Annotated in this window: 21 protein-coding genes, 1 tRNA gene and 1 riboswitch; all 22 genes read right to left on the bottom strand. The window is 39.9% G+C overall.

Going from position 1 to position 23,508, the window contains the following annotated elements:
• Nucleotides 1-28: 28 nt before the first annotated feature.
• The 22 genes from grdD to BET01_RS17150 all read right to left on the bottom strand — a co-directional run bounded on the left by grdD (nt 29) and on the right by BET01_RS17150 (nt 23,465).
• Nucleotides 29-1,189: a glycine/sarcosine/betaine reductase complex component C subunit alpha gene (grdD, locus tag BET01_RS17255; protein ID WP_120198122.1), complete on the bottom strand. Its 1,161-nt coding sequence runs from the start codon at nt 1,187-1,189 to the stop codon at nt 29-31.
• A gap of 4 nt (nt 1,190-1,193) precedes the next feature.
• Complete coding sequence (gene grdC / locus BET01_RS17250) at nt 1,194-2,732, bottom strand: glycine/sarcosine/betaine reductase complex component C subunit beta (RefSeq protein WP_120198121.1); 1,539 nt, start codon at nt 2,730-2,732, stop codon at nt 1,194-1,196.
• Nucleotides 2,733-2,815: 83 nt separating this feature from the next.
• Complete coding sequence (grdA, locus tag BET01_RS17245; RefSeq protein WP_120198293.1) at nt 2,816-3,280, bottom strand: glycine/sarcosine/betaine reductase complex selenoprotein A; 465 nt, start codon at nt 3,278-3,280, stop codon at nt 2,816-2,818.
• Nucleotides 3,281-3,396: 116 nt separating this feature from the next.
• Entirely contained in the window at nt 3,397-3,723 is a 327-nt protein-coding gene (trxA, locus tag BET01_RS17240; RefSeq protein ID WP_120198120.1) for a thioredoxin TrxA, read from the bottom strand.
• A gap of 13 nt (nt 3,724-3,736) precedes the next feature.
• The gene (trxB, locus tag BET01_RS17235) at nt 3,737-4,666 is read right to left on the bottom strand and encodes a thioredoxin-disulfide reductase (protein WP_120198119.1); all 930 of its coding nucleotides are present in this window, start codon (nt 4,664-4,666) and stop codon (nt 3,737-3,739) included.
• Between the two features lie 30 nt (nt 4,667-4,696).
• Entirely contained in the window at nt 4,697-6,562 is a 1,866-nt protein-coding gene (selB, locus tag BET01_RS17230) for a selenocysteine-specific translation elongation factor (RefSeq protein WP_158585095.1), read from the bottom strand.
• A 69-nt stretch (nt 6,563-6,631) separates the two neighbouring features.
• Nucleotides 6,632-6,727: transfer RNA gene (locus BET01_RS17225), tRNA-Sec, on the bottom strand.
• 213 nt (nt 6,728-6,940) lie between these two features.
• Nucleotides 6,941-7,204 carry a DUF3343 domain-containing protein gene (locus tag BET01_RS17220; protein ID WP_120198117.1) on the bottom strand — a complete coding sequence of 88 codons (264 nt, stop codon included), beginning with the start codon at nt 7,202-7,204 and terminating at the stop codon, nt 6,941-6,943.
• A 39-nt stretch (nt 7,205-7,243) separates the two neighbouring features.
• Nucleotides 7,244-7,864, bottom strand: a complete 621-nt coding sequence (gene yedF, locus BET01_RS17215; RefSeq protein WP_158585094.1) for a sulfurtransferase-like selenium metabolism protein YedF — start codon at nt 7,862-7,864, stop codon at nt 7,244-7,246.
• Between the two features lies 1 nt (nt 7,865).
• Entirely contained in the window at nt 7,866-8,981 is a 1,116-nt protein-coding gene (locus BET01_RS17210; protein ID WP_330513101.1) for an aminotransferase class V-fold PLP-dependent enzyme, read from the bottom strand.
• Between the two features lie 63 nt (nt 8,982-9,044).
• Entirely contained in the window at nt 9,045-9,953 is a 909-nt protein-coding gene (locus BET01_RS17205) for a selenium metabolism-associated LysR family transcriptional regulator (RefSeq protein WP_120198114.1), read from the bottom strand.
• Between the two features lie 46 nt (nt 9,954-9,999).
• The gene (selD, locus tag BET01_RS17200; RefSeq protein ID WP_120198113.1) at nt 10,000-11,031 is read right to left on the bottom strand and encodes a selenide, water dikinase SelD; all 1,032 of its coding nucleotides are present in this window, start codon (nt 11,029-11,031) and stop codon (nt 10,000-10,002) included.
• A 338-nt stretch (nt 11,032-11,369) separates the two neighbouring features.
• Nucleotides 11,370-12,125, bottom strand: coding sequence for an acyl-CoA dehydratase activase (locus BET01_RS17195; protein ID WP_120198112.1), 756 nt, complete (start codon nt 12,123-12,125; stop codon nt 11,370-11,372).
• A 3-nt stretch (nt 12,126-12,128) separates the two neighbouring features.
• Nucleotides 12,129-13,283 carry a double-cubane-cluster-containing anaerobic reductase gene (locus BET01_RS17190; protein ID WP_243117269.1) on the bottom strand — a complete coding sequence of 385 codons (1,155 nt, stop codon included), beginning with the start codon at nt 13,281-13,283 and terminating at the stop codon, nt 12,129-12,131.
• A 52-nt stretch (nt 13,284-13,335) separates the two neighbouring features.
• The gene (locus tag BET01_RS17185; RefSeq protein ID WP_120198110.1) at nt 13,336-14,073 is read right to left on the bottom strand and encodes an amino acid ABC transporter ATP-binding protein; all 738 of its coding nucleotides are present in this window, start codon (nt 14,071-14,073) and stop codon (nt 13,336-13,338) included.
• 20 nt (nt 14,074-14,093) lie between these two features.
• Nucleotides 14,094-14,924, bottom strand: a complete 831-nt coding sequence (locus tag BET01_RS17180) for a transporter substrate-binding domain-containing protein (protein WP_120198109.1) — start codon at nt 14,922-14,924, stop codon at nt 14,094-14,096.
• Between the two features lie 30 nt (nt 14,925-14,954).
• Nucleotides 14,955-15,617 carry an amino acid ABC transporter permease gene (locus tag BET01_RS17175; protein ID WP_120198108.1) on the bottom strand — a complete coding sequence of 221 codons (663 nt, stop codon included), beginning with the start codon at nt 15,615-15,617 and terminating at the stop codon, nt 14,955-14,957.
• Nucleotides 15,618-15,798: 181 nt separating this feature from the next.
• The gene (locus BET01_RS17170; protein ID WP_120198107.1) at nt 15,799-16,818 is read right to left on the bottom strand and encodes an AI-2E family transporter; all 1,020 of its coding nucleotides are present in this window, start codon (nt 16,816-16,818) and stop codon (nt 15,799-15,801) included.
• A gap of 141 nt (nt 16,819-16,959) precedes the next feature.
• Entirely contained in the window at nt 16,960-17,889 is a 930-nt protein-coding gene (locus BET01_RS17165) for a GDSL-type esterase/lipase family protein (RefSeq protein ID WP_120198106.1), read from the bottom strand.
• Between the two features lie 27 nt (nt 17,890-17,916).
• Nucleotides 17,917-19,311, bottom strand: a complete 1,395-nt coding sequence (locus BET01_RS17160) for an MBOAT family O-acyltransferase (RefSeq protein WP_120198105.1) — start codon at nt 19,309-19,311, stop codon at nt 17,917-17,919.
• Between the two features lie 191 nt (nt 19,312-19,502).
• On the bottom strand, nt 19,503-20,891 hold the full coding sequence (locus BET01_RS17155; protein WP_120198104.1) for an alanine/glycine:cation symporter family protein: 1,389 nt from the start codon (nt 20,889-20,891) through the stop codon (nt 19,503-19,505).
• Between the two features lie 115 nt (nt 20,892-21,006).
• Nucleotides 21,007-21,103: riboswitch (glycine riboswitch) on the bottom strand.
• A 226-nt stretch (nt 21,104-21,329) separates the two neighbouring features.
• Nucleotides 21,330-23,465, bottom strand: coding sequence for a glycoside hydrolase family 95 protein (locus tag BET01_RS17150; protein ID WP_120198103.1), 2,136 nt, complete (start codon nt 23,463-23,465; stop codon nt 21,330-21,332).
• Nucleotides 23,466-23,508: the final 43 nt, after the last annotated feature.

Genomic DNA, 23,508 nt, shown 5'->3' with positions numbered 1-23,508 from the left:
TTTCTTAACCCATATTTATCATTTCTTCTTAGCCAATAAACTTTTTCTGGCTTAGAATATTCCTTGCTTGTTCCAGATTGTGTTCCCCAACAAGAACCACAGGTCCTGTGAAGCCCATACCGCTCTCTGCATAGATGCCGGCTTTCCATAAGCAGGTAACCGCATCCTCCAGATCCATAATTTCAATGCCAAGGATCTCCTCTGTTACAACTTCCTTTGGAGGTGCCTTTACTTCTACTGCTGTCTCTTCCCGTTTTCCAGCTTTAAGTTCAACCAGGATATCATTTAGACCAGCTTTTCTGGCTTTATTAAATTCCGCTGCTAATACCTTTTGGTATTCACCTAAGAGCATCTCTTTGGCAAATTCAATTGCACCTGCAATCACAGGAACTCCCGATGCTCTTGATACAATCATGATCAGCTTATCAAAGTCTTCGCCAATGCCAGGACCGTAACCAAAGCCCATGGATTCATACTTACCTCCTGTGGTATAGGAAGATAAAAGCTTAGACAGTACGTTGCCGGTTAAGGAATCCATAACCATTACATCTGCAGAGGCTGTCAATAGATCATTTCCACGCATAATCATGCCACCATCACTTCTTCCTGAAGTAGCAAAGTTAATATCGTATCCATTTTCTTTAAGCTTCTGCAATGCAATTTCCGTCTGACGGGCTCCATCCACATTTAAGATTCCTACGGTGGGCTGGTTCACTCCACAGGCTTTGGCTGTAATAATGCCGTAAATGGCATTTTTTATCATTCCCTCCACCCGGTTGACAGAAGAGGTACCCGTAGTGGTCGCAAGATACATCTTTCTCCCGGCTGCCGGTGTAATCACACGCCCAACCGTAGATACTCCAATTGGAAATGGATAGTGCATGGTTACTGCGCCATAAGCAACTTTTTCAGAGAGCATTTCATCCATTTTTTTGTGACCCTCTTCTTCCGAAGAAACGAGAATGGACTCAAGATTTTCTGCCTTTACGTCTCTGGTTCCAATCACCTTTACACAAATTCCTTTTTTTGCAGCTTCCAGGGCTGCGTTGTAAATAGTCTCTTCACCGTGCTCACTGCCAATGGCTGTAACTAAAATTGGCATCTTCTTGCCTGACTGCCCGGTTTCCAGTATTTGTGCCAGATCAAGAAAGGTGCTGGCGACTATTTTTTTTATTTTTTCATCAGACATAGGTTCACCCCTCATCACCTTGAAGGTGCTTTGCAAAGTCCTTTAGTGAATCAGCAATCAACTTTCTGACACTGGTTTCTGAAACAGACTTTTCTTCTCCGGCACCACTGTTTTGCTGAAGGATAAAAGATACTCCATCAAACAAGTTGGTCATTCTGCCAAGAAACAGGCTGCCCTTTCCAATTACCATGACTCTGTTAAGCTTTTTATCCATTAGTTCCTGTCTGGCAAAGCCAAGATAAGGAACACCGGATGGGATATGTCCCTGGGTAGGTGCCCAGCCAACCAGGCCATGTTCTGAAACAAAGTCTGCAAGCTGTGACTTTTCAATTTCTTTTCGCATGGCAGCAAGCGCCCCAATCATCTTATAATTGGCTTCCGGCACATTGCCTGCTCCAGCCGGCTTTGTAATATCCGGGTTTTGCATTTCCACGGAATACTTGTCAATATCTGATAATTTCAGTCCCACCTTTTCGAGTGGTATTGCAGTCAGGGAAGAGATGACATTCTGTGGAGATGACCCTGTTCCCACTGTATGTCGTCCTACAATGTCACTGTTGATTTCCGGACTTACTCCATCGTTAGCACTGATTAACACTGCAAATCCAGCAACGCAGTCTTCCAGTATTGGCATGTTCTTATTTACGTGGTCTTTTCCGTTCATACCAAGTTTAGCGGTGGATCCGCCAGCAGCAACAATTACATGTTTAAAGGTTCCGGATTTGACCAGGGCCGCTGCATGAAGCAAAGCATGAGCTGGACCTGCACAAAATCCTCTAACATCAGAACCGGTAGCATTTACAAGACCTGCCATTTCAGAGGCAGCTTTTGCAAAGTTTCCTCCACCTCTCTGATTCATATCTCCACACGCTTCTTCCGAGCACTCAATTACATAATCGATCTCTTCTGCATTAACTTCTGTTTTGCCGATGAGATGTAATAAGGATAAAACACAGGATGCTTTCGAAACAAGATTCTCAAAAATGACATGTGCAGAAAGTGATTGGTCAATATCGTGTGCCGCTTTGATGCATCCAACTATGTTGCCATTAAAGTACAAGGGCTCTACACGAGTATCCTCAATCAACTGCTTTACTTCAGGCAATGCAACTCCCTTTTCGAGGGCTTTTAATAGGGCTGGATTGATCAGGCTGTGTGATTCCAGTTTCGACCTTACGGTATTGGCAAAATTCACTTCCAACTTTACCAGGTCAAATACATCACATATGGCAATCAGGCCGATAAATTCATCTTCCGGCATGATTTCTCCGAACTTGCCTTCTCTTTCTGTGTGTTCAGACTTCTGCAAAAACCATGGTTGCTCGTATCCAGCCAGCTCCTGTGGCGTCATATTTCCAATATAGGTCTGATTGGGGAGATACGCCTTGCACTCTTCATAGGTGCGCAGGCTCTTATCCAGGTTTTTTAAATATTCAGATTCCGGATCAATGGTTCTTTGCGTAGTTTGTGTCGTGCCATTGTGAATGACCATATCCGGCGTATGAGCAAGAATATAACTTGCTCCTTTTAAGACACTATACATATTCGCCTCCTAATAATAAATCAATTCCTGTAAAATGTTTACCTTATACCATTTCACAAGAATTGATCTGTAAAGAGAAGATACTAGTATTTACAATACTCGTCTCTTATCGTCGACATTTCCTTTATAATATCATCTACATCTAAAACCATTTCCATCATACTGATCTGCTCGTCATAAACAGCACTGTCTACTTCGTCTTTTACTTCTGGCTCACAGACATGATATACTTTTAGTCCCAACTGGACTCCTGCTAAAGGTCCTGCATAAGTAGGGTCTCCTGCAGTAACAGTCTCAGCAGCAAGGCCTGCGGCCTCACCTTCTGCGGCACCTAAAATAACAATAATATTTTCAGGTCCATACTGTTCTGCTAATGCTTTCACCCTCTTTTGATTCTCAAGATCCATAGCACCCGCAGCCGTTCAGACAAAGCATTCTGTTGATGAGAATACTACTTGTACGCCAGCTGTTTTTACACACTCTTCAATGGCAGGGCCGGGAATGCCGTCTCTGTCACCGATAATGATGGCTTTTTTGTCTCTCAGCATCATATATTCCTCCTTTTATTATTTATATTAACGCAAATTACCAGGTGAGGCCCAATGCAAAGCATACAGCCCACACAAGAATTTTGGCGCTATTACCGATGTTTGGTTTGTTTCCTTTATTCAGCTAAAGCATACCTTTTAACCATTTCTTCAATGCGATCAGTAGTCGCATCTTCTTTGACCAGCTCTTCTACCTTTTCTCCGCCTTTGTAGATTGCCATGACAGGAAGACCAAGTATCTTTTGTGATATAGCAAGTCTCCTGGCCTTTGTCGTGTTAAGCTTTGTAAATTTCAGCTTATCTCCATATTCCTCTGCCAGCTTTTCCACATGTGGCAAAAGAGCCTTACAGGGCTCACAGCCATCTCCAAAGAAATCCACGAAAACAAAGCCTTCTGCCTCTAGAACTTCTGGTACAAATGTGTCCTTATCAACGATTAACATAGCAATTCCTCCTCTATTCTGAAACATATTTTTCAGCCATTACTGCGGCAATCGCACCATCCGCACATGCTGTAACAACCTGCCTCAACTCTTTTACTCTGATATCTCCCACCGCATAAACGCCTGGAATATTGGTCTCCATATTCTCGTTTGTCTTAATGTAGCCGTAATCCATATCCAAAATGCCATCGTAGCACTTTGACTGGGGAAGATATCCGATAAATCCAAACAAGCCGAATGTACCATCCTCTTCATCGGCCACGATTTCCTTTTTCTCCCCGGTTTTCAGGTTCTCTACCATCATACTCTGAACCATTCCGTCACCGCCTACTTCTTTCACCACAGAATCCCACATAAATTCGATCTTCTTATTTTTGAAGGCCTTTTCCTGAATGGATTTTGCAGCTCTTAATTCATCTCTTCTATGAATAATGGTGACTTTACGGCCAAACTTGGTGAGATAAATTGCTTCTTCCACTGCGGTATCCCCGCCGCCTACCACATAAATCTCAAAATCCTCAAAAAAATTACCATCACAGGTGGCGCAGTAGGATACGCCTTTTCCAATATATTTTTTCTCCCCTTCACATCCAATGGGCCTTGGAAATGCTCCGGTTGCAATGATGACTGTCTTGGCATAGTAATCATTCTTTTTGCCGTGAAGTACTTTAACATCATTTGAAAAATCTACGGCTTCCACACAATCTGCAGCTCTTTCTATTCCAAACGTCTCCACCTGCTTTGCCATTCTCTTTACCAGAGAACTTCCTGACTCTTCTGGAAGACATCCTGGATAATTCTCAATCTCAGAGGTGATGACAATCTGTCCTCCATCCTTTTCTTTCTCAATCAGCAACGCATCTAGCCTTGCTCTTCCTGCATAAAGTCCGGCTGAAAGTCCGGCTGGTCCCCCTCCAATTATTACAACATCGTAAATTTTCACTTGATACCCCCATGTATTTTAATTTGTATTTCAGACGATGATTCGATCTTCCCCCTGTCGCTTTGTAAACTTTTCCTGGTCAAACCGCTCCAATAATAGTAAGGCAAACTTTCGGCTAGTTCCAGCCATATCCCTGAAGTCTGATAGCTTTAACATACCTTTCTGAGTAAAAAGTTTTTTTGCTTGCTCTTTTAATTCTTCATATTGACTTCGATTCATTATGTATTGACCTGGAAGCAGGAACAGTTCTTCCTTTAACATAAATTCAAGGACTTGCTGCCTGTCTTTTTTATTCTCAGTAAGTTCAGCGATGGTCATAAGTGAATAACCACTGATATGAATCCTGCTTAACAATTCTTCCTTTATCATTTGCTGGTTTTGTGTCAATTCAGGCTGAAAAGAAATAGTGGATACGAGATTTTGTTCCAGCTTTATCCGTTTTATTTCAGACAGGTACTGAAGAAGAATCTCTCCCTGTTTTTTATTAGCCAGATTGAATTTTTCAATCAGCTCTGCTTTTGGCATCCCATTTCTAAGGGGGTTCCTTTTATGGTAGTCCATTAATACCGATTCGACTCCAGACTGAAATCGTATCAAAAATTCTCTATGTAAATATTGCTTTCCAATCTGTATGACAGTTCCTTTTTCCATCAGGTCTTTAAGTTCAGCTCCCACCCTTTCATCATTGATGAATGCAGCGATTTCTTCCAGAACAGAAAAGGGATGCCCTTTTACATATTCGTCCATAATCTCATCTACAGACGAGGAATTCTTTAGATCCACAGACTTTATAAGCTCTTCTGTGAATTTTTTATATCGCTGAGGCTTTGGATCAATAATAATACCGCCTCCTATGGTTGTTACCGGAGTAATGGTTCGTAAGACAAAACGGTCTCCTTTTAATACAACAATAGGGTGATCTAACATGATCTGAGCATAGCCCTCATCTTTTGCTTTCACTGTTTTATGGGTGATTGGAACAATTTTGGCTAGCACTTCCGTTGAGCCTACATAAAGCTTCAAACGAGAGAATTTCTTTAATTCAAACTTTGTATCTGCTACGATCCGAAACTTCACATCTATAATATTTGTTACATATACGCTGTCTTTTACTGCGACCGTGTTTCCTCTTTTTAATTCTTCCAACGAAAGACCGGATAGATTAATTGCTGTTCTTTGCCCTGCATATGCCTCCTCTACATTATGGTCATGAACCTGGAGATTTCTCACCTTTGCTGATATTCCCTGGGGGAAAACAGTAAGTTCATCATTTACCTTTATGACCCCCTCCATCAGCGTTCCGGTGACTACCGTCCCGTACCCTTTTATAGAAAAAACCCTGTCTACATTCATACGGGGTTTTTTCGTGAAGCTTCTTTCTTGAATATCAAAAGACAGATTCTCAAGTTCCTTAATCAGAGTATCCAATCCCTTTCGGCTAATGGAATCCACTTCAACGATCTTGGTCTGAGCCAGGAAAGTTTCTTTTAAAAAATCTCTGATGTCTTCCACTACCAATTCCTTAAATTCTTCATCCACCATATCGACTTTTGTAAGCACAATCAAATATTTCTGAATTCCTAAATACCCAAGGATTTCTATATGCTCCCTTGTCTGTGGCATAATACCTTCTGTTGCCGCTATGATGATCAGTGCAAGATCGATTCCGGTTGCTCCAGCTAACATGTTCTTAATAAATCTCTCATGTCCTGGTACATCTACAATACCAATGTTTCGTCCATTCGGCAGCCGAAAGCTGGCAAAGCCAAGATTGATTGAAATTCCCCGTTTCTTCTCTTCTGCCAGCGTATCCGTATCGCAGCCGGTAAGTGCTTTTACCAAAGCTGTTTTTCCGTGGTCAATGTGACCTGCTGTCCCCACAATAATGCTATCCATGGAATCCCCCATCCCAATCCTTTACTTCTTTCATAAGGCAATCAAATATATGTAAATGTTAATTATTTTTGGCGGAAACATATGGGAATCGAACCCACCCACGGCAGTTAATACCGCAACACGGTTTTGAAGACCGGTAGGCACACCAGTTACCTCTCTGTTTCCATTGTTGTTAGTATTGTAGATTGTCTACAATACATATCCTTATTATAGCATTCTGAAATTCATTATCAATCTGGATATGGCTATATTGTTATGCAACTTTATTTGTTTTTTTTATAAATACCAGAATTTTATAGGCACATTGTACAATCCCTTTGTATCCGCCTTATGTCTTTTGACCCGTTTCTTGATCATGCTTTAAGACAGAAAAACAATCTATGTATGCAAGGTTTCTATCTGTAGTTCTACATACAAACCGGAGTTCTTCCTATATATACCCCGGGGAGAAATGCTGCTGCTTTTCAACAAATGGTATGCACAAAGACCATCAGCCTCTGGCAGGCGCAGACAAAGCCCGCATCCGGCTGTAATTACTTCTGGCATCGGCATTACCTTTACTGGTATATTTGCTTCAAGCAAGATCTTCTCAGCTAAAATTGAATGATGCGTGTTGTGAAATGTAAATAAGATATCCTCCATAAGGCATCCCTTCTTCAATTAAAAATTCATGTGGCATATCTATAGATTAATGACTGTACCTGCCAATGCCATCTCTTCTGTTATGGTCATCATATTTACAATTTGCCCAACACCGATGGAAGATTTCACAGAATAGTAATCCGCACAGGTTCCGCATATTTTAATTTGAGTGCCGGCCTGTTCAAGTGCAAGCAAATCTTCCAATGTATTAGCTTCTTTCACAGTAAGAAGGACTCCCGAATTAAAAAACAGGAGTGATTTTGGGAGATCTTCAAGCTGTGTGAGGGAAAATACAAATCCTTTTATAAGAATTTTTCCTAATTCTTCACTTCCCTGCCCCATGGAATCTTTACTGATTACAACCACCAGGCCATTCTCTCCTTTATTAACAGGGGTTTTCTCTTCAAAAGATTGAGTTTTTATGATTTCCTGGGATTGTGCCGTAACCTTTATGATTACCCGGTATCTACCTGGCTCAAGCATCTCTTCCTTTGCGGTGTATCCCATACCATCCGCCATACTTTTTAAGTTTTCACATGCAGGTAGGTTATCCACCAGTACCTGTAATTCTCCACCTTCTAAGGCAAGTCTAGCTGCTTCTTTTTTGGCTAAGACTACCGGTATGGGACAGGCTTTTCCCATAGCATCAATAATTTTCATATTAGTAAACTCCTCTGCACAAGGTCTGCAACGCATGGATTGCGATCTCAACCTCTTTTCTTGTATTGCTATGTGAAAAGGAAAATCGGACCGCTCCTGTATCTTGTGTTCCCAGAGCCTGATGCATGAGGGGAGCACAATGAGCTCCTGCACGAACAAAAATATCATACTTCTCACTAAGTTCATACGCCAATTCACTGCTGGCAATTTTATCTGAATTAATTGTTACCACTGGCGTACGCAGACTGCTTTTCATATCACCATACACTTTAATAGAAGGTATCTTCAATAACTCTTCTACAAAATAATTTGACAATTCTAGAGCCTCATTTAAAAACTGTTCTCTTTTATCACTTACATAACGGACACCTGCTAGCAGACCTGCAATCCCCTGAGCATTTTGAGTGCCTGCCTCCAGACGCTCCGGCATTTCTTCTGGGCCAGTTTTAGAAAAGGAATTGTTTCCGCTTCCTCCCGTCAAAATAGGAGTGATAGAAAATTCCGGCTTTACACAGATTGCGCCTGTTCCCTGTGGCCCATATAGGGATTTATGGCCGCTAAAGCAAAGTGCTGTAATATTCATAGCTTTCATATCAATAGGAAGTAGCCCAGCAGACTGTGAGGCATCTACAATAAAAAAGATCCCTTTTCTTTTACAGATTTCACCTACTTTAGAAATATCGTAACCATTCCCAGTTACATTGGAAGCATGAGTCATAACAATTGCCTCAGTATCTGGACGAATTGCCTTTTCCATCTGGTCTAAATCCAGTCTTCCTTTCCCATCAACAGGTGCAATGGTATAATTACCATGCCGGTAGACCGGCCTAAGTACACTATTATGTTCAGCCGCAGTTGTGACTATATGTTTTTGAACTGACCCAATGACCTGATTCAATGCCATCGTAGCATTTTGACAGAATGCAACATCGACCTCATTCTCACCCCCAAAAAAACGAGAAATTTCCTGCCTTGCATCTGTGATACACCGAAGCCCGTCAAGGGAAGCTTTGTTAACGCCTCTTAATGGATTACCAAATGTTAGCATTGCAGAGGTAACTGCATCAATTACACACGGAGGTTTTGGCAATGAAGTAGCAGCACTATTAAAGTACATAATAAAGTCCTTTCTGGCATCAGCAAAACACTGATCCCAATCATCTTTTAGAATTTTAAATCATTACTGCAGTTCCTTATAGTAATTAAGAAGAAAGGTTTGAAACAACTTTTGCACTGGCTGTAAAATCATTTCTTTTTTTGATAACAGATAAAAGTTCCGTTTCACGATGAATTCTTTTAAATCAATCGTCTTAATTAGTCTCATTTTTGTGTATAAGTCTGTAGAAGCTCTGGAAACAAATGAAATACCTGCTCCGCTGGAAACAGCCTGCAAGATCCCATGTGTATTGTTAAAGCTACAGACGGTATTTAAATGATCCAGAGTTAGATTGATTCGATTCAAAAAACTTTCCAGCTCCTTCTTAGTTCCGGATCCATCCTCTCTCATAATAAAAGGCTGGGTTCGGAGTATTTTTATTAATGCTTCTAGTGACATGTCTTTAGGAACGGTAAAGCCCACAGGAACAGCAAGCACCAATGCATCATGATAAAAAGAAGATTGAACAAATCTGTTTCCAGTTATTTTTGTGCCTGTAATTCCAAAATCATAAATACAGTTTGAAAGCATCTTTCCTACCTGTTCACTGTCACTTTGTTTGACTTTAAAAAAAATGTCAGGATAAGCTTTTTGAAATACTGCAATGAATGATGGCAGCAAATATTGAGCCGGAACACTAGAGGCCAAAAGAGAAATCTCTCCTCTAATACAACGAACAGACTGTGCGACTGAATGAATGGCCTCGTCACGCAATGCCAGCATATTTTGAGCATACACATAAAAATCCAGACCGCTTTTCGTTGGATATACTTCTTTTGTAGAGCGTATTAACAACTGCGTACCTAATTCTTTTTCCAACGCATTGATATGGGAACTGATCGTAGGCTGAGATAAATAAATTGTATCAGCCGCTTTAGAGAAGCTATTTAACTTTGCAACATAAACAAATGCTTCAAGTTGCCTTAAATCCATAATGACACAACCTTTCAATCAAAGAAGAATCCCAATATGTAATGGATCAGCCAGAGATAATGATGTTCTTATCTTGACGTAATATGACGGAAGCAATGTTAGCACTTATTATTTTCAAGTCAGCCAGATCCTCTAACAGCGCTTTGGTATCCCGCGGGTCCACACTAAGCAGCAAACCTCCGGAAGTTTGGGGATCAAATAATATTTCCTGTATTGGTCTGGAAACCTGTTCAAACCGTAGTTTGTCCTGTAAAAATTTGCGATTTTTCTGACCGCCACCCGTAATCAAATATTGCTCTGCCAGATGAAATGCTTCCGGGATATAATGGATGCGGGAACAATCTACTTGAATGGAATATTCTTCTGTAACCATTTCATTTAGATGTCCTAAGAAACCAAATCCAGTTACATCGGTGATCGCATGCACCCGGTATTTTTTACTTGCTTGTGCGGCGTACTTATTTAATGTCTGCATGCTTTGAACGGCTTGTTTATAGCTTTCAAGAGAAGCCTCACCCGCTTTATAAGAGGAACATACCAAGCCCACCCCTAATGGCTTGGTGAGGATGATATCATCCCCCATCTGGCAAGCATTATTTCTCATGATTTTTTCTGGATGAATGATGCCAGTCACAGATAAACCATATTTTGTTTCCTTATCTGCAATAGAATGTCCTCCACAAAGGACTCCTCCTGCTTCTTTTACCTTTTCCGCTCCTCCTCTAAGAATTTCTCCCAAAATTCCAGGGTCTTCATCTTCAGGAAAGCAGACGATATTAAGCGCAACCTTAACTTCACCCCCCATCGCATAAATATCACTTAATGCATTTGCTGCTGCAATCTTCCCGAATAAATAAGGGTCTTCCACCATTGGCGGGAAGAAATCAAGTGTTTGTATGATTGCCAGATCATCCGTTAAACGATACACTGCCCCATCATCAGAAGTATCAAATCCAACAATAAGATTTTGATCGTCAAAATGAGGTATATTTAACAACGCCTCTTTTAACATACCCTGGGGCAGTTTGGCAATACAGCCTCCACAGGTGGTAAACTTATTAATCTTACGAATGTCCATAACTTCTCCTTAAACCAGTTAGACTTTATAAAGGTTTTATAAATTCTTTGTAAGACAGGAGTACTGCTTTTACATGCTTCCTGTTTGAAACACGCCAAACTGTAGATTGTCTACAATCAACAGTTATATCATAATAGAACACACTATCTTTTACAAGCAAATATTGACAATATAGGTGGTATTCTTTATTAGTTTTATCTATAAAGCATCGTTATTTCGACATTTTTGTGTATACTTCTCACATATTCAATTTGTATTGATGATATTTTTATACAAAAATGCACAATTGAAGACTCCCAATTGTGCATTTTGTATTTGTTTTATTATGGTTCCACATCTCATGCTTTTAATGCTGCTCCAATTGCCCCCGCGTAACGGGATAGTTGAGATACATGAATTGGGTGCCCAACCTGTTGTTCCAGTACCTTTCTCATTCCTTCAAAGTCTGCCAATCCACCAGTTAGAAGGATGGGAGATTCCACAAAAACTCTTCCCGCCAGCGCCATCACCCTTTGTACTACGGATTGAACAATTCCTCCAGCAATTTCTTCACGGCTTTTCCCCGCTGCCAATAAGGATACGATTTCTGAATCAGCAAACACGGCACACATACTGCTAAGAGAACAACATTTACCTTCCTCTAATAATTTTTTAAATTCATTTAAGTCGACTCCCATGCGGTGAGCAGACATTTCCAAAAATCTTCCTGTACCGGCGGCACATTTGTCATTCATCTGAAAAGATATTACTTTGCCACTTTCTACCGATATAACTTTAGAATCCTGACCACCAATATCAATGATTGTGTGTACTTTAGGCAGAAGATAATCTGCGCCTAATGCATGACACGTGATTTCAGTGATTCTTTTATGAGCAAAATCAATTCCCACTCTTCCATATCCAGTTGCCACTACACATGTTTCTTCTTCAAGAATCCCTGCCTGTTCCATCAACTCCTGATACACTGCCTTTGCAGTATCTCTTGGACTCCAGCCAGTTGGTTTCACACAAGTGGCGGCAACCAGATTTTCTTTTAGGAGAACTCCTTTGCAAGCGGCCGAGCCGCAATCAATTCCTACTGCTATCTTTTCCATTCTTTATAACATCTCCACAAATGCACCAGCTCTTGTTGATAGCTGACCAATATCAGCGGTGCTATAATCTGTTTCTAACTGTAGATAAGGAATATTCTTTTCTTTCAGAAATGTCTTTACGGTATATGACTCCACTGCATAAGTATGACAAGCCTGTAAGGTCATCTCCACCACGCCGTTTACATGAAACTGTTCGCATAACCTGCCTAAAAGCTCGAAACGGTTGGGATTAGGCGTCATAATAGAACAGCCAATCTGGAGATAATGATCTGCAATATTAGTCAGTGGATCTCCCTCCTCCCTGCATTGTCTATCCATTTGCTTTGCACCCGTACAGTTTTCATAAGCAACAACGACAGCACCAGCCTCTTCTATTACTTTAACTACCTTTTCTGTTACGCCCCCCATGGGACAGCCTGTAATGAGGATACGGGGTGCATCTTCTGAAACTGGACGCTCACCAGCCTCATACGCTTCCTTTATATTCTTGATTGCACTTCGTATTTCATCCGTCTTTTCCTGCCAGTCAAATTTAAACTGAGAGCCAAACAAGATCTGGAGCTGGCGAAGACCGGTAATTGGGGGAGGACACATGGTGCTCAGCTCATACAGCTCCTTTAATAATCTTCGCTCAACGTTACGCTTCTTTATCGCATCAACTAGATTGTCATCCGTAATTGTCACACCAAAATCTTTTTCTACCCGCTCCTTTAGACGTATTAGTTCCGATTTCCAAAGTGCCTTTGCTTCTGTTGTAAACTGATTACGAGGAAGCTGAAGGATATGAAGATTTTTCTTTTTTGCAAGCAATTCATACATTTTCACCTTTCCATCGCAGGTCGTTTCTCCTACTACCAAATCAGCAAAATACATATAAGGACATTTATCCGTAACCGCAAAACCATAGCTTGATTTAATAAGAGGACATAGATTACTTGGCAGATCTTTTTCTGCCTCAGGTATTGTCTCATCACTGGTGGAACAAAGGCTTACGGATACCAAATCAGCAGCCATGAAAATTTCAAGGGGTGTATAAGTGCAAAACTGACCCACTACTCCTTTTCCGGAATCTTTAATTTTTTTCACTGCAAGAAACCCATTTTTTCTTGCTTCCGCAAAACTATCAAAAACCTGAGGTAGCTCTTTTTTCATCTGTATCATCGTATAACTCCCTTCTTTTATAACCCTCTATTTTTAACAGAAAGACTGATCAATTTACATTATAATCCAGGAAACGTTTCAGTCTCTCATCCTTAGGAAAATCTAATATCTCTTCAGGTGTCCCATCCGCAACAATGGTTCCTTCTGCCATAAACAAGATTCTGGTGGCTATCTTCCTGGCAAACATAATTTCATGAGTCACCAAAACCATGGTGGCACCTTCCTGTGCAACTTTTTGAATGGTACTTAATACCTCACCCACTAGTTCAGGATCAAGGGCAGAGGTAGGTTCATCAAACAAAAGTACCTCTGGCTCCACTGCCAATGCTCTGGCAATGCCGATACGCTGCTGCTGACCACCAGAAAGCTTAGAAGGATAAAAATCCTTCCGATCCAGCATTCCAACCTTTTCTAATAACTGCAATCCAATTCTCTGAGCATCTTTCTTACTCTTTTTATTGATACAGATCAGCGCTTCTATGATATTTTCCATGGCTGTCTTATTTTTAAATAGATTATAATTTTGAAATACCATAGCGGAATGACTGCGAAGTTCCATGATGTCTTTCTTAGTATGTTTTTTTGCATCAATGGATGTGGTACCGATTCTAATGCTTCCATTTGTGGGTTTGGTCAGATAATTCAGGCATCTGAGCAATGTGGATTTTCCGGTTCCAGACGAACCAAGAATTGCCACGATCTCTCCTTTTTTAATGGTAATATTAATATCCTTTAAAATATCTGTCCGCCCATCAAAGGACTTGCGCAGGTCTCGTATTTCAATCATTTCCTTTCCCTCTTCCTTGCTCAATCACGAATCATTTTCGTCATGTCGGAATACATCCATTTGGTAATGATTTTCGAGGTAGTACCATCTTTCATCATCTCATCAAGAACCTGATTTACTTCATTGCATAGTTCCTGTCCCTTATCGTTTTGTTGAAAATAATACGCTACATTATTCGCCAATAATCTGTTATCTAAAATATGGAACTTCATATTCTGAGACTTCTCATATTTATGAACGAGGCTGTCCGTGGTTGCCATGGCATTGATTCTCTTTAAGTAAAGATCTTGGTAGCCCGTATCACTTGTTTCATAAACTACAACATTCCACTGATATGTATCCGCTAATTTTTCTACAGACACCTGAGAAGCCTGTCCCTGGGTTACCCCAATTGTTATGCCTTTTAGCTCCTCCAATGTATTGATATCCGATTGATCTTCGTTGACGATTACACACTGGGCATCCCCATAATAAGGGTGAGACGTAATATATTTTTCCATCCTGGCTTTTGTTGTTGCAAAACAGTTTGCTGCTACATCAATGCGTCCAGCATCCAGTTCTCCAAACAAGGAGGAGAACTCCGCTTGCTTAAATTCAATCTCCCAGCCTGTACGTTTTGAAATTTCACTCCACATCTCTGCATCAATTCCAGTCCAGTCTTTCCCGTCACTACTAAGCAAACTATAAGGCTCTCCTGTGCCACCTGTTGCAATTCTTACTTTACGGTGCTCAACATTAGCACTTTTTTCGGTGATGGATTCTTTATTTACTGGATTGGATAAAGTGCTTTTGCTACAGCCACAAAGTGCAACTGCCGCAGCTACCAGTAGAATCGGTATCATTTTTTTCATTCGTATTTCCTCCCTAATTTAAGTTTCTTTTTAGTACATATCCATACATTTTCTATCCATAATCTTATGAAAATGAGAAAATCCCAAAACTAAAATCCAATAAATAATCATTACGGCCAGATATATCTCAAAGTAACGAAAAGATTGAGCCCCTTCACTTTTGGCCTGTCCCATAATATCTCTCACACCTAGCATAAACGCCAGCGAGGTAGCCTTTAAAAGATTTATTAAATCATTAAATAGAGATGGCAATGACACTCTAAACGCCTGAGGCAAAACAATCCTTTTGATGGTTTGAAGTTCTGACATACCTAACATAGCAGCCGCTTCCTTTTGGCCGGAATCAACAGATAGCAGGCCACCACGTATGCTTTCCGACATAAAGGCACCGGTATTTAAGCTTAATACCAGAGCCACTGCTGTCAACGGTTTCATATTTAACACAATTTCACTGACCCGCGCCAGTCCATAGTAAAAAAAATATAACTGTGCAACGAGAGGGGTTCCCCTTAAAATCGAAAGATAAAAGCGGGTAATTGGATATAAGAAACATATTTTATAATATCCGATTACCGCAATTATGACGCCGATAACAATGGAAAAAATAGCTGCTGTTAAAGTCAAGGAAAGCGTCACTTGTAATTTTGAAGCAATGACTGGAAATACCCCGAAAAAATAAGAGAGATCAAACACGTTATATACTCCTTAATCTATAATGAATTCTAGCACGATTATAGCATTAGGGCGTATTCGAAACAAATTCAAAATATGTATCAGTCTTTCACTCACCTATACATAATACGAATATTTATATCAAAACAAAAAAAGCCAGCCGCTCATAAAAAAGCGGCTGGAAGATAGGAATCTATCTATATTACGTTTTATCTTTCACCTTAATATCTAAAATATCCAAAAAGAACATAAAAAGCGGAATTCCAAAAAGAAGTCCCCAAACTCCAATATAATGTTCGCTCACTAACAAAATTAAGAATACTAAAAATACGGGTATTTTTGTTTTGGCTGACATCAATTTAGGATTTAACACGTAAGTCTCCAGAGAGTGAAGTATAACGATCATCACGATTACCTCAATAATCTTAATCGCACCACCTATATTAAATGCAATAATGGTAAGAGGAACGAGAGAAATAATCACTCCTGCTACTGGTATCAGTCCTAGAATAAATATCATAGCCCCAAGGCCCAGTGTCTGAGGAAAGCCCATAATCGTTAGAGCCAAAACAGACAATAGCGAATTAATGAATGCAATAACAATCTGTAATTCAATCACCTTACCAAAGGAATTTAAAAACTTTTTGCCGTAAAATACAAAGTACTCATAGAGAAAAGACACCTTGCTGTTCTCCATCTGCTTTAAAAAACCAAGAATCTCATCCCGCTCTAATAAAAAGAGGAAACTGATTAAGAAAGAAAGCACTAAATTAATGCTGAAGGTACCAGCGGTTGCAACAAAACCAAGAAGATGACTTTCTGCCATCCGGATATATCCGTCAATCTGTTCCTTTGGAATGCTGTTAATGATACTAATATTTATTTCTGATTGTACCTGATTTAAGTCAAACTTGGAGATCAGATTGACAATATCAAATAACTGCTGAGTAACCTTTGGAATATATACAATTCCACAGATCGTAAAGATCAGAAGAATTACCAGATACATCAGTATAGTGATCAGCTTACGACTAACTTTTATACGGGCATTCACCTTATCGTATATATATTTTTGCAACTGCCCTAAAATAAATGTAATGATAAAAATGAGCAGAAGCTGATTAAACATTCCCCGAAATAAATACATAAACAGGGCAAGCAATATAACACTTAAAATCTTTTTCGCAAGAGTGTTATTAACAATATCATCAAATCGATTCATCCAGAATGCCTCTCTATTCCCCAAAACTGGGCTTTATCCATTATGTACCACTTTTCGCCAAATTAAGCATACCTAATAAATTATAATATAAAATGAGCATTATGAGAATACCTGGATTATTATAATTTGTATCTTGTTTCCTTAAGGTTTTCTTATGACGCCGTGCTCCATCAAATAATTTGTCCAAATACTATAGTAAGCGGCCTTTAAATGAACATTATCAAAAGTATATTCCGAAGGAATTCCACCAGAATCATCCATAATGACCTGATTAACATCAATATAATAGATAGAACTATTATCTGCCAGAGTCTCAATTGCTGCATTTCTTTCCTGTATATTTTTATTGTTAAATATAGGATCTGAATCTGATTTTTTCTTGGAAACTCCCATGATTCCTTCAATGAAGATGATGGCATCTGGCTGGAGCTCTCTGATTCTTCCAATTACCTGACTATACTTCCTTGCAAATGTTTCCGTTGTCCCTCTTCCAAGTTCATTGATCCCCAGCATAATATAAATCTTACCAAATTTCTGTCTTTGAAGAGCCTGGTCTATATTCATGGTCTCCCCATTTACATTTGCGATTTCTTTATCAAATACATGATATACCGTAAGGCCTACATCAGCATAATAGACTGGATTTTTCCAATTGGAATACTCAGACAGACCAACTGTCCTGGAATCTCCGATAAATAAAGCATCATCAAAATATCTTTCATCTACCTTTGTAAATGGATTGGATTCTTGGGCCTGAGAAGGGGTCGCCTCTTTAGTTGATGCAGTCTCTACTTCCCAGGCGGGCTCTATGACTGGTACTTCCTCCTTTTTCACCTCAATCTCTTTTGATACTTCCTCTGTTTTAGTTGGCTGAGCTAAAACATCCCATGGGTATTTCCCCTGCTTTACCCCTTCAAACACTACCATAAGCTGAGGTGACTTCAACAAATCAATTGTATTATCTGCATATACCGTATTTTTCCCTGCGAATCCAATGGACGACAGAATCAAGGTGCTGACAAAAATCAGAGCAAGCAAACGGTATCTTTTAAAATCTTTTAACTGTTTCATTCTAACCCTTTCTTCATATATGTACTTCTAAAACTTAAAATATAGGAAGGGATTATTTACCCCATTGGAAATAAGGTACACGGAGTACCAGAATAGAAACAACAGGAATATGGTACACGCCAGGCTGTTTTGAAACCGATTAAATAACCGCCTTCCGTAAGGGAAGCAAAGAAAACCTCCAATGAGAAACATCCATTTATATTGACTGAGATATCGAATATAATCATGTTGATTTACATTAAAGCCGTGACTAATTCCAAACATTCTTCCAAGGTAGATTATTAAATCTTTACTTTGATTGATGGCAAAGATCATCCAGGTTACAGGCATCACAAAAAGCATATAGAGTCTTGCAAGAACCCTTGACCGATCAAGCAAAGGCTTATAGAATAGCTTTTCAAGTAGAATTAAGAGGAACAACAAAAATCCCCATAATATGAAGTTCCAGCTTGCTCCGTGCCAAAGCCCCGTAAGAATCCATACTGCAAGAAGGTTTGCTACAAGCCGTTTCATGCCGTAACGGTTTCCACCTAAGGGAATGTACACATAGCTTCGAAACCACATACCAAGGGTCATATGCCACCTCCGCCAAAATTCAGTGACGGATTTAGACATATAGGGGTGATTAAAATTGTTTGGAAGGTGAAATCCCAGCATTCTTCCTATTCCTATCGCCATAAGGGAATATCCTTGGAAATCCAGATAAATCTGTATACTGTATGCCATGGAACCAAGCCATGCAAGGGGGGTGGAGATACTTTGAAAACCTATAGTCTGTATATCATTCCATAACATTCCAATACGGTCTGCTACAAGAACCTTCATTCCCAACCCTAAGATAAAAAGCCTCAGTCCCATTTCTATCTTAAAGATGTTGTACTTTCTGGTTGTCAGTTCGTCTGAGATCTCTCCATAGGAAGTAATTGGCCCAGATAATATTTTAGGGAACATGGTTACATAGGTAGCGAACCGAAAAAACGTTAGTTCTTCTTTTATTTCCTTTCGATAAACATCTACAACACATGAGATGATTTGAAACGTATAAAAGCTAATCCCCAAAGGTAAGCCAAGATTCAAAAGAGGCAGGTTTTTCTCATAGTGACTAATCCTTAAAAGGGTATTCACATTTTCAATTAGAAAATTGGAGTATTTAAAGAAAAATAATGTCCCTATATTATACAACAGGGATACAAAAAGCCAGATCTTTTCATGATTGCGATGACGAATCATCTGTCTGACTGCAAGGTAATTAACGAAAACAGATACTATAATAATAGGAAGATACCTAATATCACCCAGGGCATAAAAACAAAGACTTCCTATTAGAAGGACTTTATTTCTATGCTTTTCGGCCACCAGATAATAGAGTGCCAGAAATGCCGGAAAAAAACGAAAAACAAATTCTAAACTACTAAATGCCACTCTTATGTCCTCCTCACGCTGCTATGTGTGGCTGACCCACAAAGACCTATTATATACCTTTATTTTAAGAAAGCCATTAAGTAAGCATTAATTAATTTTAAGTTTTCTTGTATTTGTTTACAAAATTATAACATAAAAGAAATCCCCGCTGACCAATCCAGTCAACGAGGATATTATGTTTTTAATTATATTTAATTTTCCTTATCATATGGCTTTCCTGCTTCCCAGTCTTTCGTCAGCTTTATAACAACGCCTCCAAGCAATGTAATCGCCAATATATTTGGAATAACCATGAGACCATTGAAGAGATCTGCCAAACTCCAGACTAGATCTACCTTTAGTGCGCAGCCAATTCCCACAAATATCGAAACCATCACTGCATAAAACGGAATGGCTTTCTTACCAAAGAGATACTTCACATTGGCAAGGCCAAAAAAGTACCAACCCATGATAGTAGCAAATGCAAAGAAAAACACACAGATCGCTATAATAACGTAGCCAAAGTGGCCAAAGACTTGAGCAAAGGCAGATTGAGTCAGCTCAATTCCGGTTACAAATTCCCCTGCTGCATCTCTAGATCCAAGGACACCAGTCGTTAAGATAGCCAACACAGTTAATGGCAACAATACGATGGTATCCACAAAAACTCCCATCATAGCAACAAGACCCTGTTCACATGGGTTTTTCACACGTGCCAGCGCATGAGCATGAGGTGTTGACCCCATACCAGCTTCATGAGTGAATAAACCTCTGGCAATTCCAAAACGCATGGCTTTTTGTACAGTAACTCCAAGAACTCCGCCTAACACTGCCTTAGGATTAAACGCGCCTACAAAGATATCATAAAAAGCTGGAATGATGTTACGGAAATTCACGATCATGATAATTAGGGATGCTAAGGTAAAGAAAATTGCCATAAAGGGGACTACTTTTTCCGCTACCGCAACAATTCGTTTTACACCGCCTAAAAAGACTAGAAGCGATAAAATCGCCAGGGCAACTCCCACGTATTCAGAACGAATTCCAAATGCCGCTTCCATAGCTCCTCCTACCGAGTTTGCCTGAACCATATTTCCCATGAAACCAAGGGCTATAATGATGAGCACAGAGAAAACTGCTGCTACCATTTTCCCCGCTGGACCTTTGATGGCAGCCCTAATATAATAAACTGGTCCGCCTACCAACTCACCATTCACTATGGTCTTATAACGCTGAGCCAAAGTCGCTTCTGCATAGATGGTAGCCATGCCTAAGATCGCGCTGACCCACATCCAAAATACGGAACCAGGTCCTCCAGAAATCATAGCTGTCGCAACACCCGCCAGATTACCTGTACCTATCTGCGCAGATACTGAGGTGAGAAGGGACTGAAAAGATGTCATGCCCTCTTTTTCACTGGCTTCTTTCCCTTTAAAGGTAATAGACCCAAAGGTCATCCGAAAACTATCCTTAAATCTACGAAATTGTATGCCCCTGGTCCTTACGGTAAAATAAAGACCTACACCACACAGTACAACAATTAAAAATACATCCCATAAAACTTTGTTAATACTTAGGACCAATCCAGAAAACCATTCCATACTCGAACACTCCTTATAAATTTTTGCAAAAATTTCTTGCATCAACAAATAAAAAAGCCAAACCAAAAAATGGTTTGACTCCGGATATGCACAAAAAAACCCCAAAAAAATCACATATAGGTTCTCTGTCCTTTTGCCTGAGAGATTAAAACGGTTTTATCCGTCCCTTACACCTTCGGCACCCTTAAAAGGGATTCTCCAGAGTTACATCCATTTATAGTCCACACCCGATTTTTCGGGCACCTGAGAGTGTTACTCCTTCGGTAGGCTTACGCCATTTTCCTACAAACTTCACTTGTTGATGTCACTTCATTTTCTATACTACCACATTAATTTAATAAAGTCAAATCTTGGGATTGATAACCAGATCAAAAAAGGTGCAAACAAATTTCTCTTTCAGAAACTTATTTACACCTTATTTTTAACTCCTATTCCCCATCAATAGATCCGATAACTGTTTAACTCACCATCTACCCAATTGATATCCACTGTTTTTCCGTTCTTGATTCTAAGCCCCTTTACATATCCAGTGCCAAATTGAGCTGGCATTGCAGGTAAGATCTTAATCTCTCCGTTTCGGTCTTGAACCATCATGTTGGCTAATCCAGCAGCTCCTCCAAAGTTTCCATCAATCTGAAATGGCGGATGAGCAGACCAAAGATTTTCGTAGGTGGATCTTGTCAAAAGGGTATTTAAATAATGGTATGCATTTTCTGCATCCCCTAAAACCGCAAATAAATTAATAATCCAGGCACAACTCCAACCCGTATGACCGCTACCGCTGCTTAAACGCAGGGACATAGACTTTTTGCAAGCCTCTGTAAGTTTCTCATCTCCTTCAAATATCTCTCCAGGAAACATTCCGTATAGATGAGATAGATGACGATGGCCAGGCTCGCACTCTTCAAACTCCTTATTCCATTCAAGAAGCTGTCCCTTGCTTCCTACTTTAAATGGAGTGAGCTTTGAAAGTCTTTCGGATATTTCTTCTAAAATTTCATCATCAATCTTTAAGATCTCACAGGTTTTCTGGAAATTCCCAAACACTTCCCGAATGATAGCAAGGTCCATGGCAGAAGACATAGCCACTGAACTAGGAGCACCCGATGGCGCTTTAAACTTATTTTCCGGAGAAGTTGATGGACAGGTTACATAGTTGCCCTCATATTCGTAAAGCCAGTCTATTAAAAACATGGCGGATTCTTTTAAAACCGGATAGACGGTATCTTTTAAAAATTCCTCATCTGGATTATATTCGTAATGGCGAAACAATTCACTGGTCAACCATGCACCACCCATGGGCCACATAGACCAGGTAACAGATTCTTCCTCTCCATGATCAACTCCATAGGCCACACCAACTGGATTTGTATTGCACCAGTAATCCGCATTGTGATGATGGACAAAACCTCTGCAGTTATAATGAACCTTTGCAGTCTTTTTTCCTTCCTCACAAAGCTTATTGACTAATTCAAAGTATGGAGGCAGGCATTCCTTAAGATTGCAACTCTGAGCAAGCCAGTAATTCATCTGCGCATTGATATTGGTGGTCCAGTTGCAGCTCCATGGTGCTCTAAACTGCCAGCTCCAGATTCCCTGTAAATTAGCAGGCAGACTTCCCTGTCTGGATGAGCTGATTAATAGATATCTGCCATACTGAAAGAACAGGACATACAAAGAATTGTCCTCTTCACCCTTTCTCAGTCGCTCAAGCCTTTCATCGGTTGTAAGATCATTATCTTCACCAAGATAAAGCTCCACCTTCTCATATAAGGCCCTATAATCCTTAATATGTATCTCCTTCATCTCGTCATAGGACATGGAAGGATTATATTCTGGCTCTTTTACCGCAGAAAATGCTAGAATCACTGTCGATGCATTGGTAATACTTATGGACTGTTCTTCTTTTTCTATGGTTCCATCACACTTTATTACGCTTAATCCTGCATGAAACTTCATGCCTTTATCTCCCTGAATCACAGGGTTCTCATTGACATCTATGTAGGATGGGTCTACATGCTCTGGACAAACACCCGTTATCTTTAAACCATCTAAAGAATAAGTTGTCTCACTGCTCATCTCTGATTCAAAGGAAACCTTGAAATTTAAGGCCGGGCTGTTACATTGAAGCTTTATAAAAATTGCCTTAGCTGGATAGCTTGCAAAGTATTCTCTTGTATAGCGATGTTCTCCTATCTGATAGCTGACCTTTGAAACCGAATGTTCCAGGTCTAGAGAACGTTTGTAGTTTTTAATTTCTTCTCCATGATCAAAGGTAAAATAAAGATTGCCAAGAGGCATATAAGATTCATTATATTCCCCTAACATATTTTCCCGAATGACCTTTTCTGCCTGTTCAAACGCTTCCCCTTCTACGAGCCTACGGCACTCTTCAAGGTGTTCAAAAGCCTTATTGTTATTCTTATCGTGGTAATAACCTGACCACAGGCTTTCTTCGTTCAGTCCCAGACATTCTTTCTTTGCATCGCCCCATATCATGGCACCAAGACTGCCATTTCCAATAGGCAAGGTTTCTTCCCATTTCATTGCCGGTTTGGTATAAAATAACTTCATCTCGCTTTACCCCTATTTATCATTGATTTTGACAAAGCTGATT

This window comes from Lacrimispora algidixylanolytica, assembly GCF_003609635.1.
Classification (GTDB): Bacteria; Bacillota; Clostridia; order Lachnospirales; family Lachnospiraceae; genus Lacrimispora; species Lacrimispora algidixylanolytica.
This window is presented reverse-complemented; position numbering and strand designations above follow the sequence as displayed.